The organism is Nocardiopsis sp. NPDC058789 (assembly GCF_042745575.1).
GTDB classification, from domain to species: domain Bacteria; phylum Actinomycetota; class Actinomycetes; order Streptosporangiales; family Streptosporangiaceae; genus Nocardiopsis; species Nocardiopsis eucommiae.
Map to the genome: position 1 here is coordinate 388196 of NZ_JBHYOW010000006.1, position 13460 is coordinate 401655.

Below are 13460 nucleotides of genomic sequence, written 5' to 3' on the forward strand. Positions count from 1 at the left end.
GGCGGGGTAGGTACGCATCGCCAGCCCCCTCCGAGATGGAGCGCACCGCATGCCCCCTCACGCGCACGCCCCCGTCCGCCCCGCCGCCCTCGTCCTCGACGCCCTCGACACCCTCTTCCCCCTCGGACCGCTGGAGTGGCGCTTCCGCGAGGCGGGCATCCCCCGGGTGCTCATGACCCGCTGGTGCGACCACCTTCTGAGGGACGCGTTCGCGCTGTCCCTGCTGGGTGGCGAGCGGACCTTCGAGGACGTGGCGCGGGGCTCCCTGAGGGACATCACCGGACACCAGATCGCCCCGGCCGCCGAGGACGTGATCATCGACGGGCTCGGCCGCCTCGACCCCCGGCCCGAGGCGGCGACGGCGCTCTCGGCCGCCCACGAACGGGGCGTCCGGACGGCGGTGCTCGGCCACGGCGACGACGGACGGCTCCGCCCGCTGCTCGAACGCTCCGGGCTCGCGCTGGAACCACTCGCCGGGGTCGGGGGCACGTCGGCGTGGAAACCGGCCCGCGAGCCCTACCTCGCGGCCGCCCGGGAACTGGAGGTGCCCCCGGAGCGGCTGGGACTGGTCACGGCGCACGGCTGGGACGCGGCGGGGGGCCGCCGGGCCGGACTCGTGACGGGGTGGTCGGCCCACCTGGAGGGACGCTTCCCGTCCGTCTTCCCCCGCCCCGACGTCGAGGGACGGGACCTGCTCCAGACCGTGGAACGGCTCCTCGACCTCCCCGAGCCCGCCTAGGCGGTCACTCCTCCCAGCTCCGGTCGTACGCGGGGTGGCCCCGGTACACGGAGGCCAGGTACTTCACCGCGAGCCGCCAGGCCAGCAGCTCGGACCAGGGGTCACCGCCGACGTTCGGCACCGGGGCGGAGGGGTCGACGATGCGCATGCTCGCGTCGTGCGCCTCGGTGTAGCCCCGGACGATCCCGCGTTTGGCCGCGACCTCGGCCAGCGCCCGTTCGCGGCCGCGTGAGCCCACGGGAACGGCCCTGGACGCGCGTTCGTCCTCGTCCAGGCGCGCGTTCAGGAACTCGACGATGGTCAACGGACCACTCCTCTTCTCTGCCCCCAAAGTCCCGTACGGGGTTCAGTATCCGGCAAACGTCCCCCTTCGGGCCACTCGGCACGATCCTCCCCACCCGTCACTCCTCCGGGCGGCCGCCCTCCTTGTCGCAGCCCTCGAACTGGGGCACGGACATGACCAGGTCCAGGTCGGTGTCGCCGAACCACTTGTCCAGGCTCGCCTCGGCCGCTCCGCTCTGGAACATCCCGTCGATCGCCCTGTTCACGGCCTCGCAGCCCGCCACGTCCCCCTTGGGCAGGCCCACCCCGTACCTCTCCTCGGTGAACGGGCTGTTCACGAACTGGAACGCGTCGGGGTCCTCGTCCAGGAACCCGGCGAGGATCAGGTCGTCCGTGGACACCGCGTCGATCTCGCCGTCCCTGAGCTGGTCGACGCAGTCGCTGTAGGTCCTCGGCTTCTTGACCTTCTCCACAGCGACGTCGAACTCCTCCTGGACCCGGATCGCGGAGTTGGAACCGTCTCCCTGACAGATCACCTTTCCCTCCAGATCGGCCACCCCCCGCACGCTCTGGTCCCCCTTCCGCACAAGGATGTCCTGTTTGGCCACGTAGTAGGGGCCCGCGAAGGTCACCTGGGTACCGCGCGCCGGGGTGATGGAGTAGGTCGCCACGACCATGTCCACCTGCCCCTCCCTCAGTCTCTTCTCACGCACGTCGGAGGTGATGGGCACGAAGTCGACGTCGCTGATCCCCAGTTCCTCGGCGATGTGGTTCGCCACGTCCACGTCGAACCCCTGGAACTCCCCGCTCTCGCCCTCCAACCCCACCCCGGGCTGGTCGGCCTTGACCCCGATCGTGACCGACTCCTTGTCGAGCAGGGACTCCACGGTCGGCTCCCCTCCCCCCGCCGCCGAGCAGGCGGTCAGCGCCAGGATCGCCACGCCGGACAGAGCCGCCACGGCCCTGCCCCGGCCTCCTCGCAACCACATGGTCCCGTTCCTCTCTCGGGGGGCTTCCTCGCGCACGGACGGTCCCGCGCCCGCCGGGGTCACCGGTACTCCGCCAATCGGGGTCGGACCCCCGCCACGACCAGGGCGAACAGCGCCAGAGTGCCGAGGGGCAGCCCCCAGGTCCACGGGGACAGGAGCGCCTGGCCCTTGCGAATGCCCTCCTCGTACTCGTTCCTGTGCGTCTCGGCCAGGGTGTCCAGGGCGTCCTCGTGCTGGCGGAACAGGCCGTCCTCGGTGTCCGCCACCTCCATGCGGATACCGATGGCCCCCGCCGCGTCGCCTTCGGCCGCGGCGGCGCGCATGCGCTCGTCCGCCTCCTGGACCGCGACGAAGGTGGTGAGCACCCTCCCGAGGGAGTCCTCCTCGCCCTCCAACAGCGCCTCCTGGGCGTTCCTCCCCAGATAACCGAGGGTGCCGGGGTCTCCCTCCGGATCGTCCTTGTCGGACCCGCGAGGCCCGGGCAGCGCCGGATAGGCGCCCGGGATCTCCCCGACCGCCTCGTAGTAGTTCGGCAACGTGCGGACGTTGCGGAACAGCACCTGCTGGGCCCGTTCCAGGTACACCTGTTGGTAGGTGTCGGCCCTCTCGTCGTCGATCAGGTACCGGCTCTGGTCGGCCTGCATGTCGGTGGCGATCGCCCCGGCCCGGGAGAGCGCCATGGCCGGGTCCAACCCGTCCTCCTTGGCGGCCACCTCATGCCCCTCGCTGCCCCCCAGTGCCAGAACGACCCCGGTGGTCAGCATCGCCGCACCGGCCGTCGCCACCAGCAGGGCGACGTTGAACCGGCGACGGAAGCGCACCCGCAGGTAGAGCTGGAGGGCCAGGAGCGACCCCACCGTCACCGCACCGGCGGCGCCGACCCACGCGCGCCCGGACGTCACCGTCAGCCGACCCTCCTCGTGGCTCTCGCGCACGATCGCCGACGACTCCAGCCCCAGGTTGAAGGCCTTGGGCAACAGTTCGGTGTGCATCAGCCGGGTGGCGTCCCGGTACGCCGCGAGCGCTTCGGGATCCACCTCGCCCGGCGGGGCCCCCGCGGCGTCGTTGGCCTGGAGCGCCCGCTCGGCCTCCTGGTGGTAGGCGCCGAGGTTGCTGAGGAGCGCGTGGACGTTCCTCTGCCCGTTGTCAGCGGCTCCCTCGCCCGCGTCGTCGCCCGTGTGCTCCTCGACGGCCCCCTCACGCGGGTCCTCGCCCCCTGTCAGGGAGACCACCTCCAGGAGGACCTCGTCGGCCCTCTCCCGGTTGAGGTCGTAACGACGCTGTGCGGCCTCGCGCCCGGAACCGAGGTCGCGGTCCGTGCCCATGAGCAGCATGTCCGCCACGCTGGCGTCCATGGCGGCCAGGTTCAGGTAGAGGCCCGTGGTGTTCAGGGCCTGTTGTCCGGCACCGTCGCCCAGGACGGCCAGGCCCTCACGGGCCTGGTTGAGGGTCACCGACGCGGAGCCGAACAGACCGGCGACGGTGACCACGCACAGCAACGTCAGGGCCCACACCCGGGCTGGGGTGGTCCGCGCCGACACGCGCACGCGCGGCCACCAGGCCCGGGTCCGTCGTCCGGGGGCCGGTGCGGGCTTGGGGTCGTGCTCGGATTCGGGGGGCATCAACGGGGTTCACCCCTTCTGGATGATGATGACGGTCCATGCGCCGACGTAGATCCGGTCGCTGTCATTCAGGGGGACCTCCACGTGGTGGGGGATGGGGTTGGCCGTCCCGTTGATGGTGGTCCCGTTGGTCGACCCGGGGTCGAGGAGCGACCAGGTGTCACCGGGGCGGGCCAGCAGGATCGCGTGGATGTGCGAGATCGCGGGGTCTCCCCCGGGCCCGCCGAGGTCGATCTCCGGGGTGAACCCCCTCGACCTGCTGTGCCGTCCGACGTGCACGCGGTCGCCCTGGAGACTCACCCGGCGCGGTCTTCCCCCCGCGGGGAAGACGATCCGGTTCGGGTCGAGCAGGCCCTGGTTGACCATGTACTGGTAGTAGGCGGGATCGGCCGCGACCACGGCACGCCAGCGCGAGCCCGGGGCCGCGCCGTCGCGTGTGGAGCCGCGCCGGTGGTGGCTCCCGGACTGGGAGGCGAAGTCGTAGCCGCACTCCTCACAGAAGCGGCCCGCCCGGGAGGTACCGCACTGCGGGCAGGGGCCTCCCCTGGTCGCCGGTCGGGGCCTGGGGGGTGTCCGGAGGGGTACGGGCGGGGTCGGGGGGTGGGCGGGGGTCGGTACGGACGGTGTCCGGAAGCGTAGTCCGCAGGTGTCGCAGAAGTCGTCGGCCGTGGTGTGGTGCCCCGATGGGCAACGCGGCATGGTCCCTCCTACCCGGGTCCGGGGGCGCCGCCGGGTCCCGGTCCGCCCGGGTCGGGTCGGGTCCGAACGGTCCGGGTCGAGTTGGTGTCGAGGGTCATCTCGTCGACCTTGTCGACACTGGTCCTGAGCCGGACCGTCCCGGTGGCCGCGTCGACGACGTCGACCACGCGGTCGAGGAGCCTCGCGGTCTCCTCGTTCCCCGACTCGTGTGCGAGAGCGACAGCACGGCCCAGCCTGGTGGTGGCGGTCGCGTCGTCCCCCTCGCGACGGGCGTCCAGCCCGTCCTGGATCGCCTGGGCCAGTTCGACCTGGCCGGTGTAGTGGGCCACCCGGGGGTTGATCCCGGTGACCCTGGCCTCGTCCGACGTCCACTCGGCGAGGATGTTCCCGGAGGCGAGGACCTGCTCCTGGGCGCCGCCCTCACCGGGCAGCACCACCCGGACCCAGCCCGCGCGCAGCTGGCGGCCGGGGTCGCCAGGCGGCACCTCCACGCACACGTGGTAGTCGCGGCTCTCCGTCCCCCAGGAGCCGGTGGGGTAGTCCCCCCCGGCACGGGTGACCCGCTCCACCGCGCGGTGTGTGAGGTCCTGGACGGTGGGCGCGACCTGTTTCACGTAGCGCACCACGGCGTTCGGCGGGGTCCACAGGCGCAGCGCCACGTCGGCCACCGCCTTGCCCATGGAGGCCTGGGCCATCGCCCGGAAGTCGGCCTCCAGGTCGGCGGGGTCGGCCACGATGCCGGGGCCGCCACCTAGGAGGGCGGCGTCGATGCGGCGCAGCTCCTCCACCTTCCAGTCGGTGCCGACACCACGGCAGTCGCAGACGAAGCTGCCCGCGACCCGCTGGAGGACCCGGTCGAAGACGTCGGGCACCTCGTTGTTCTGGCCGTCGGTGAGCAGGATGGCGTGCCTGATGCCCCCGCCCGCGGTGTCGAAGAGCTCCGCGGCCCTGAGCAGCCACGCGCCCATCCGCGTTCCGCCGTCCGCGCGCAGCCGTCCCACGGCCGCCAGGGCCTCCGCCCTGGTCGAGGCGTCCGCCTCCGCCAGGTGGACGCCGTCGGGGTAGATCATCTCGGCCTCGCGGTGCCCGGCGACCACGGCGAAGCGGACCCCGTCGCGCAGGGTCTCGACGGCCGCGCGCGCCGCCCGCTTGGCCGCGTGGATCTTCTCGCCGTACATCGAGCCGGAGGTGTCGACGATGATCACCTCCGAGGCCGGCACGGACGACCCCGCCCCCACCGGGCCGTCCGAAGTCACGCTCACGACGGCGTGCACCTCGGTGCCGCCCAGCGGCAGGTACGGGTTCTGGTCGACCTCGACGCGGAACCCGGGCCCGGCGGAGCGTTCAGACGCGTTCGGCACGGGGACCCCCCTGGTCGGCGGGCACGGGGATGACGACGACGGTGATGTTGTCCTTGCCTCCGGCCTCCAGCGCGAGGCCGACGTAGGAGCGGGCCGCCTCCCCGGGCGCGCTCGACGCCCCCGGCACCGCCTCGGCCAGGTCCCGGGCCTCCGGGTAGTAGTTCCACAGGCCGTCGCTGCACAGCAGGATCGCGCCGGGGCCGGTCGGGGTGACCGTCGAGACGTGCGCGTCGATCTCCCCGGAGTCCGCTCCCATCCAGGCGATGAGCGCGTGGGCGTTGGCCGAGCGCATCGCCTCCTCGCGGGAGAGGGCACCCATCTGCACCATCGCCTCGCTCCACGAGTCGTCCCGGGTGAGCAGGGCGGAGGCACTGGAGGCGGGCCCGCCGGAGATCCAGTAGGCGCGGCTGTCACCGACCCAGCCGAGCGTGACCGCTCCGGTGCGCGGGTCCAGCACGGCCGACACGAAGGTGCAGGCCGGCGCGGAGCTGGGCGATTCGGCGATCGCGGCCACCGCCTCGGCGGCGCGGGTCATCGCCGTGGCGGTGGCCTCGCGCGGGTCGGCTCCCCGGCGTACGCGTTCGACGAGCACGGTCGCGCCCGTCTCCGCGGTGACCCGGGAGGCCTCGTCGGAGCGGGGTGAGCTGGAGACCCCGTCACAGACCACGGCCACGACGGTCCCCGCGGCGTGCGGAGCGTCGTCCTCGACGACCCGGATCGCCATCGCGTCCTCGTTGCGTCTGTGCCGCAGGCCCCGGTCACTGACCCCGAAGGCCCGCCGGGCACGCACCTCGACGTGGTCCCGGCCGGTGGGCTGGAGGAAGCCGCACCTCCCGCAGTACCCGTCCACCACGTGTCCGGGGCACCACACGCACAGGCCGGGGTCGTCCACGGCGACCGGTCGGGTCCCCTCCGTGGGCGGCGGCCAGGCGGGGACCGCGCTCGGCGGTGGCGTCGGTGCGGCGGGCACCGAGGCCCGCACCACCGGCTGGGTGGTCCGGGAGTCGGGGGGTTCGGGGACGGAGCCGTGCAGGCTCACCTGGGGTGCCGTCGGCGCGCCCTCCGACGGGACCAGCCCGGGGCGCTCGAGCGTCACCGTCTCGTCCTCCGGGGAGACCTCCCTACGAAAGGTCCCGGACATGCTCGCCTGGGGCGCCGTGGGGACGCGGTCGGGTGTGCGGCCCGCCCCCGCTCCGGAGCGCACGTCGGCCGGGAGGGTACGCCCGCAGCCCTCGCAGTAGAGGTCGCCCTCCGACACCGTCTCGGCGCAGGCAGGGCAGGTCCGTACCTCGGTCATCGCCGTTCCTTCACTTCTCACAGCAGTGTCACGGGGCGGAGGGAGTTCGCCCTGTCGATCAGCTCGTAGCGTTCCGCCAGCCGACCGGAGCGGTGGGCCAGGGCCCGGTACCGCCGCTCCAGGTTGGCGCGGACGCCCTCCTCGGTGAAGTCCCCGCCGAGGAGCCGTCGGTCGCCCGTGTCCCCGCCGCCCGCGCGCAGCCAGCCCAGCGCGGCTTCGAGGACCCGGGCGGCGAGCCGGTCGGCGGACTCGCTGTCCAGCCCGATCCGGTCGAGCCGTTCCCCGGCGCGCACGTGGTCGGCGCCGTCGGTGGCCCCGGTCGCGAGGGTGGCGATCAGCGCGGTCTGCGCGTGCACGTACAGACTGGACAGCTCGGGCACGGCGTCCAGGACCCGGATGGCGGCGGCCCGGTCGCCCTGGGCCAGCCTGACCCTGGCCAGCCCGAAGGCGGCGCTCACGTACGAGTGGTCGGTGGACCACACCGTGGAGTACTGACGGGCGGCGGTCTCCAGGTCCCCGGTCTGCTCACAGGCCAGCGCCAGGCCGAGTTTGGGCGCCACCTCCCCGGGGAGGTGGTCGTAGAGCTCGTCGAAGTGGCCACGGGCCCCCTCGAAACCGCCCATGCTCAGCTCGGTGACGGCGAGGTACCACATGGTCCGCCAGTCGCCGGGGGCCGCCGTGCCGAACTGCTGGAGCGTGTCCAGGGCCTCGTGGTACTGGCCGACCGTGATCAGGGCCCGGACCAGCCTCAGCAGTGTCTCGGGGCTCGGGGCTCGGGCGGCCCGCAGGGTCGGGATGAGTTCGGCCGGGGACATGCCCTCGAGGCTGCCCAGGAGCTGTGCGGCCGGGTCGGCCTGGTCGATGAGCGGAGCGGGCAGCAGCCTGGCGGACTCGCCGGGCGGCGGCGGGCTCAGCATGCGGTCGGCGTCGTGCCTCCCCACACCCGAGACGAGGGTGAAGCTCTCGCCGCCGAAGAGCACCGAGGCCGCCGGGTGCGGGGCGCCCTCGACGTCGGACAGGACCTCGCGGAGCACACCGGTGAGCTGTTCGGCCATGTCCCCGGCGTCGTGGAAGCGTGCCTCCGGGTCGATGCTGGTGGCCCGGCGCAGGAAGCGGTCGTAGGACTCGTACCGCTGGAGGAGGGGCACCTCGTGCCGCGCCGGGATGCTGTGCGGGTGCTGCCGCATGAATCCGAACTGGAAGCTGAGCACGGCCAGGGCCCGGCCGACCGAGTAGAGGTCGGCGCTCACCGTGGGGCCCGGTCCGCGCAGCTCGTCCTCGGGCACCCGGTAGCCGGGGGTCGTGTAGACGGGGCTGAGTGTGTCGTCCATGCGCCGGACGCCGCCGAGGTCGATGAGCTTGATCAGCTCCTCGCTCTGGATGACGTTGTCCGGCTTGAAGTCGCAGTAGAGCAGGCCTCTGGAGTGCAGGTAGCCGAGGGCGCGCAGACACTCCAGGCCGTAGGCGATCACCTGCCCCAGGGGGAGGACCTCGTCGGCGGATCCGTTCTCCCGGCGTTCGACGAGCAGCTGCCGCAGGGACTTGCCGCCCACGTACTCCATGACGATGTGGCCGCCGGGGATGCCGGTGCGCGGGTCCGGATGCTGCGAGAAGTTGATGATCTTGACGATGTTGGGGTGCTCGACCTCGGAGAGGAACGCGCGCTCCGCCGCGGCCGCCTTGTGCGCCTCGGCGTCACCGGCGTTGAGCAGGCCCTTGAGGACCACCCAGCGGTTGTTGACGTTGAGGTCCCGGGCCAGGTAGATCCAGCCGAGGCCGCCGTGGGCCAGACAGCCGACCACCCGGTACTGGCCGCCCACCACGTCACCCGCGACCAGCTTGGGAGTGAAGGAGAAGTGGGTGCCGCACTGGCGGCAGAACCCCTCGGTGCGGCCCGGCTGCTCGCCGCGCGACCGGCCGACCCTCTCGGAGCAGTTGCCGCAGAACCGGTTCTTCTCCGACACGACCGGGTTGGTCATGATCGCCTCGGAGGGGTCGTGCGTCGGGACCAGGGGGACCCGGATCAGACCGGCGCCGAGCATGCCGCGCCGGGCACCACGGCCGGAGCCGTCGGCCTCGGCGGCGGACGTGCCGAGGGTTCCGGAGCCGGACGGCCCGGACCGCCCGGACAGGCGGATGTCACCCGAGCCGATCGGGTGGGAGTGCACGGTGTCGCTGCCGGAGCCCCGTGAGGAACCTCCTGAGGAGGAGGCCCCGGACGTGGGTCCGGAGGTGGGACCGGACGACGCGCGGGAGCCACCCGAGCGCCGCCGCGGGCCGGGCGCGCGGTGGGGCGCCCCGAAGGAGGGCTGGGTCCGCTCGTCCCGGGGGTCCGGGGTCCGGACGGCGGGGCCCCGCGCGACGCCCACCGGCTGGCGCGGCGCCGACGGGTCGGGCGAGGAGGACGCACGTACGTCCACGGGAGCCAGGCCGCACACCACGCAGAAGCCGTCCTCGATCCGGCCCTCGCAGTCGGGGGAAGTGCACATCGTCATCTAGGTCACACCACCATCGGTCTCGGCGTCAGACGCTCCGACGCCGGGTGTGGTTCCGCCCTCCGGGGGTTCGCTTCCCGCGAGTTCGCCGAGCGACCGCTGGTAGGCGTTGAGGGCCCTGGCGGCCTCCCCCAGGTCACAGGGGGCCTTCCACAGCTCTTCGTGCGCGCGGCCGTGGAGCCCGGCGAGACGTTCGTGCTCGGCCAGGCCGAGGCGGACCGCGCGGGCGCGGTACGAGTCCAGGAGGCCGCGGAGCTCGGCCCGGCGCGCGAAGAGCTCCGACAGGTCCTCCTCGCACGCGTGGGCGGCGTCGCTGGCCTGGTGCACCGCGTGCTGGACCCGCCCCAGCCGGGTGCCGAGTTCCCGCCAGTCGCCCAGGGAACGCAGGACGTCCATCTCCGTGAGGTCGGCGCGCAGCCCCGGGACCGGGTCGGGGACGTCGGGGGCCGCGGGAGCGGAGATCTTGGCGACGACCCTCGCGCGCAGTCCACGGGCGTGGCGCAGGACCTGTTCGACGTCGTCGATGGCCGAGACCAGGTGGGCGACGCTCTGGGTGTAGGAGTCGCGCATCCTCAGCGCGTCGCGGAGCTCGCCCCGGGTGCGGACCAGGAGACCCCGCAGGCGGCCCAGCGACGAGGTGTCCACGCGCGTGCCGACGACCAGGGACAGCGGGTCCCGGCGGACGGTCTCCCCCACCCGGACGAGCTGTTCGCGCAGCTCCTCGTGCTCGTCCTCGTCCAGCTCCACCTGGTCGGAGAGGGTACAGACCTCCTGCCACATGGTCTCGAGCTCCGCGAGCCGGGGGTGCAGGACGTCCCAGGCGGTCTCCACCGCCGAGACGACCTCCGTGGCGGCCTCGTAGTCGGAGGCCATCCGCGCGACGGCGTCGGCCGTGGTGAACCGTTCGACGTCGGGGTCGAGCAGACCGCGGTCGCCCGGGGAGCCCGCCTCCAGCGGCAGGGTGACGGACGCGCCCCGGAGCAGGAAGGCCAGCTCGTTCTGCGGATCCTCGCCACCGCGCTCGCGGACGTGGATCGCGCGCTCCACCACGAGCGCGAACGCGTCGTGCACCGTCCACAGCCGACGGAGGCGGACGTCGGCGCGCTCCCACCGCTCACGGGTCCCACCCACGAGGTCGGCGTCCCTGAGCAGCTGGTACCCCACGTGCTGCTCCAGGTCGGCGAGACGGATCCTGATGCGGTCCGCGTCACCCCGCACGCCGTTGAGAGCGTGGTCGAGCACCTCCCAACTCATCGGCGTCGCACCCGGCTCCGCGTCCCACCCCACCCGTCGATTCACCTCCAGCGGTCCGTGAGCCGCCCCGTCTTCTCCTCTGGTCTAGGACAAGAGTGTGGCCGCGCCCACCCGGAACCACAAGGGACTCCGGGGTTTACGGCCACGAGCGGCCACAAAAGCAACAGACATGTCATCTCAGGCATCCCGTGCCGTGGGTACGACAGGGGCATGGACAGAACAGAGGAAGAGTTCCCCGGTATCGGTGCCCCGGCCCGCAGGGCCCTGAACCGGGCCGGGTACACGCGTCTGGAGCAGTTGGACGGCGTGAGCGAGACCGACCTGCTGCGGCTGCACGGCATGGGCCCCACCGGGACCGACATCCTGAGCGATCTCCTGAACGCCCGGGGCATGTCCCTGGAGCCCTAGGCCGAGTTTTGTGGATCCGCGCTCGCGTTGCCAGGCTGCCTCTCGCCGCGCCGATGAAGCTCGGACAGCCAACCCCGGGCTGGCCTTCGCTCCTCGTCTTGCGAGAGATGGCCTGGCGGCCGCTCGCATCGATGGCGGCTCCGCCGCCACCGGCGAAAGCATCCACAAAACACGGCCTAGGCGTGTGGATCCAGGTGGTCGAGGAGGAACCGGGCCCGGTCGACGACGGGGACGCGGGGGAGGGTGACCAGTTCGTATCCGCAGTCCGGGTAGGCGGCGCACATCGCCTCGAAGGTCCGTTCGGCCTCCTCGGAGGACTGGTGCCGCTCGGCGTCACCGGAGAAGATCTCCGGCCAGGGCGGCGCGACGAACACCGTGCGGCGGTAGCGGAACCTGCGGGTGGCCTCCCACAGGTGGTCGGGGACCGGCAGTCCGCGCAGACGGTGGTAGCCGACCAGGTCGGGCACGCCCCGGTCGCACAGGACCAGCCCGTCGTGCCCGGCGGCCTCACGGTGCGAGCGCATCTCCCACGCCAGCATGAGCTCGGCGAAGAGGGTGTCGTCCCGCCAGGCCAGGCCGGGGCCGTCGATCTCCCGCTGGTCGCGGATGATCGCGCGGCCCGCCTCGACCGTGCGCCGGTGGCCGAGCCCGGCCAGGTGGTCGATCAGCGTCGTCTTGCCCGAGCCCGGGCCGCCGGTGACGACGACGAGGTGGTCCATGGTGGTTCCTCCTGGTGAGCGCGGCCGGTGAGGAGCGGCCGCGGGGTGGACGGAGTGGAACGACACGGCGGTGCGCCGGTCCCGAGGGACGTGGCGCACCGCCGTGACGGAGGGGTGGGGCCGGAGGCTACGCGGTGGCCTCGGCCTCGACGAGGTCGGCTGCGTACGAGGTACCACCGTTCCGGAGCCGGGCACTGATCGCGGCCAGGCGCGCGGCCACCTCCGGGTCCGACGTGAGGTCCAGCAGGGCCGCGCGCAGCGCCTCGGGGGTGGCGTCGGCGGAGTCGATCCTGCGGGCGACCCCGGCCGCCTGGAGACGGTCGGCGTTGTCGAAGCCGTCGGTCGCCTGGGGCACCGCGATCATCGGTGTCGCCGTGTACAGGCCCTCGCTGGAGCCGCCCATCCCCGCGTGGGTGACGAAGGCGTCCGCCTGACGGAGGACGTCCAGCTGCGGCACCCAGGGGTGCACCTCGACGTTGGCGGGCACCTCCCCCAGCTCCTCGGCCGAGACGAACCGGCCGACCTGGAGCACCACGTGCCAGCCGGACAGGTCACCGAAGGCCCGGACGCACGCGCGGTAGAAGTCGGGCAACCGGGTCAGGGCCGAACCCATGGACACCAGCAGCACCCTGGCGGCCCCCTCCGGCCGACGCCAGGCACCCTGGTCCTCGCGGGCCCCCAGGCACGGCCCCACGAAGGTGACCGTGTCCGCGACGGTGTCCGCGAAGGGCTGCATCTCGCGCGGAATCAGGGCCAGGGCCCGGTCCGGGGCCCCGGCGAAGGTCGCGTGGTCCAGCCCCGTGACGCCGTTCTCGGCCAGCCAGGCGTCGAACTTCGCGAAGTGATCGGCCGCTCCGGGCAGCCCGCGCAACCACTCCATCACGGTGTCCCCGTGGTCGGCCCAGGCCACGTAGGTCGGGGAGAGCTGCACGGAGGGGATGTCCCAGGCGATGCCCAGGACCCGGGCGGCGTACCCGCCGATGTCGTACAGGAACAGGTCGGGCCGGTCGTGGTCGTAGGCGTCCCGCAGGACCGGCAGCGCGTTGATCGCGTCGTCCAGGAAGGTGTCCATCCCCTCGACGGGGTCCTGCGGCCACTCCTCGTCCCCGGTGGGCAGCGTGGTGGTGAAGCGGACGAGTTCGGCACCGGTCGAGGCGATCAGCTCACCGAGTCCGTCCACGGGGTCGTTGGCGTAGGTGACGCGGTGGCCCCGGACGACCAGTTCCCGGATGATCTCCAGGCTGGGCAGGACGTGGCTCACGGCGGGCACGCCGACCATGGCGATGTGAAGGCGGCGGGTCAAGGTACTTCTCCAGGGGTCGTCTACGGGTAGGGGTGAGGGGCGCCGGTCCCAGAGGGCGGCGCGGAGCGTCGGGGACGCCCGGTCCTAGCCGTAGATCTGCTGGAAGTACATGCGGGCCAGGTTAGGGCAGTCCTCCCCGGGCGTCCAGCGGTTTTCGCGCGGCGCTGGCGGAGCACCGGGAGCTCCCGGCATGGCGGAAGGCTGGACGGGTACGAGATCCGGACCGCCGCCATCGCCCGCGCGGTCCCCAGCGTCACCACCGTGCAGGGCCTGGCCGCCGCCGTCCAGGCGA

At 72.9% G+C, this 13460-nt stretch carries 12 protein-coding genes and 1 pseudogene; 2 read left to right on the plus strand and 11 right to left on the minus strand.

All coding sequences use genetic code 11. The annotated features are described in order from the left end of the window. The first annotated feature begins 49 nt into the window (after positions 1–49). Positions 50–739, plus strand: coding sequence for an HAD family hydrolase (locus ACFW3L_RS11460; RefSeq protein WP_378739011.1), 690 nt, complete (start codon positions 50–52; stop codon positions 737–739). A 4-nt stretch (positions 740–743) separates the two neighbouring features. On the opposite strand, the gene ACFW3L_RS11465 is transcribed toward ACFW3L_RS11460, so the two are convergent. The 8 genes from ACFW3L_RS11465 to ACFW3L_RS11500 form a co-directional block, all read right to left on the minus strand. Next, positions 744–1043, minus strand: a complete 300-nt coding sequence (locus ACFW3L_RS11465; RefSeq protein WP_378739013.1) for a DUF6221 family protein — start codon at positions 1041–1043, stop codon at positions 744–746. A 97-nt stretch (positions 1044–1140) separates the two neighbouring features. Next, entirely contained in the window at positions 1141–2010 is an 870-nt protein-coding gene (locus ACFW3L_RS11470; RefSeq protein ID WP_378739016.1) for a glutamate ABC transporter substrate-binding protein, read from the minus strand. A gap of 59 nt (positions 2011–2069) precedes the next feature. Beyond that, on the minus strand, positions 2070–3632 hold the full coding sequence (locus ACFW3L_RS11475; RefSeq protein WP_378739019.1) for a hypothetical protein: 1563 nt from the start codon (positions 3630–3632) through the stop codon (positions 2070–2072). Positions 3633–3641: 9 nt separating this feature from the next. After that, positions 3642–4331 (minus strand): FHA domain-containing protein, encoded by a 690-nt coding sequence (locus ACFW3L_RS11480; protein ID WP_378739020.1) that lies wholly within the window; start codon positions 4329–4331, stop codon positions 3642–3644. Between the two features lie 8 nt (positions 4332–4339). Continuing rightward, a complete protein-coding gene (locus ACFW3L_RS11485; protein ID WP_378739022.1) occupies positions 4340–5692 on the minus strand; it encodes a VWA domain-containing protein in 1353 nt (450 codons plus the stop codon). Beyond that, positions 5676–6989, minus strand: a complete 1314-nt coding sequence (locus tag ACFW3L_RS11490) for a PP2C family protein-serine/threonine phosphatase (RefSeq protein ID WP_378739024.1) — start codon at positions 6987–6989, stop codon at positions 5676–5678. The genes ACFW3L_RS11485 and ACFW3L_RS11490 overlap by 17 nt, the downstream gene beginning before the upstream one ends. 17 nt (positions 6990–7006) lie before the next feature. Continuing rightward, complete coding sequence (locus ACFW3L_RS11495) at positions 7007–9484, minus strand: tetratricopeptide repeat protein (protein ID WP_378739026.1); 2478 nt, start codon at positions 9482–9484, stop codon at positions 7007–7009. Further along, the gene (locus ACFW3L_RS11500) at positions 9485–10738 is read right to left on the minus strand and encodes a hypothetical protein (protein WP_378739028.1); all 1254 of its coding nucleotides are present in this window, start codon (positions 10736–10738) and stop codon (positions 9485–9487) included. A 210-nt stretch (positions 10739–10948) separates the two neighbouring features. Here ACFW3L_RS11500 and ACFW3L_RS11505 point away from each other — a divergent pair, with 210 nt between their 5' ends. Then, positions 10949–11146, plus strand: a complete 198-nt coding sequence (locus ACFW3L_RS11505; protein WP_378739030.1) for a hypothetical protein — start codon at positions 10949–10951, stop codon at positions 11144–11146. Positions 11147–11322: 176 nt separating this feature from the next. Here ACFW3L_RS11505 and ACFW3L_RS11510 read toward each other — a convergent pair whose 3' ends face one another. From ACFW3L_RS11510 to ACFW3L_RS11520, 3 genes and pseudogenes are all read right to left on the minus strand, one after another. Then, positions 11323–11865 carry an AAA family ATPase gene (locus ACFW3L_RS11510; RefSeq protein WP_378739032.1) on the minus strand — a complete coding sequence of 181 codons (543 nt, stop codon included), beginning with the start codon at positions 11863–11865 and terminating at the stop codon, positions 11323–11325. A 127-nt stretch (positions 11866–11992) separates the two neighbouring features. Further along, positions 11993–13144: a macrolide family glycosyltransferase gene (locus ACFW3L_RS11515; RefSeq protein WP_378739068.1), complete on the minus strand. Its 1152-nt coding sequence runs from the start codon at positions 13142–13144 to the stop codon at positions 11993–11995. Positions 13145–13252: 108 nt separating this feature from the next. Further along, positions 13253–13460: pseudogene (locus ACFW3L_RS11520) on the minus strand (hypothetical protein); the annotation flags it as partial.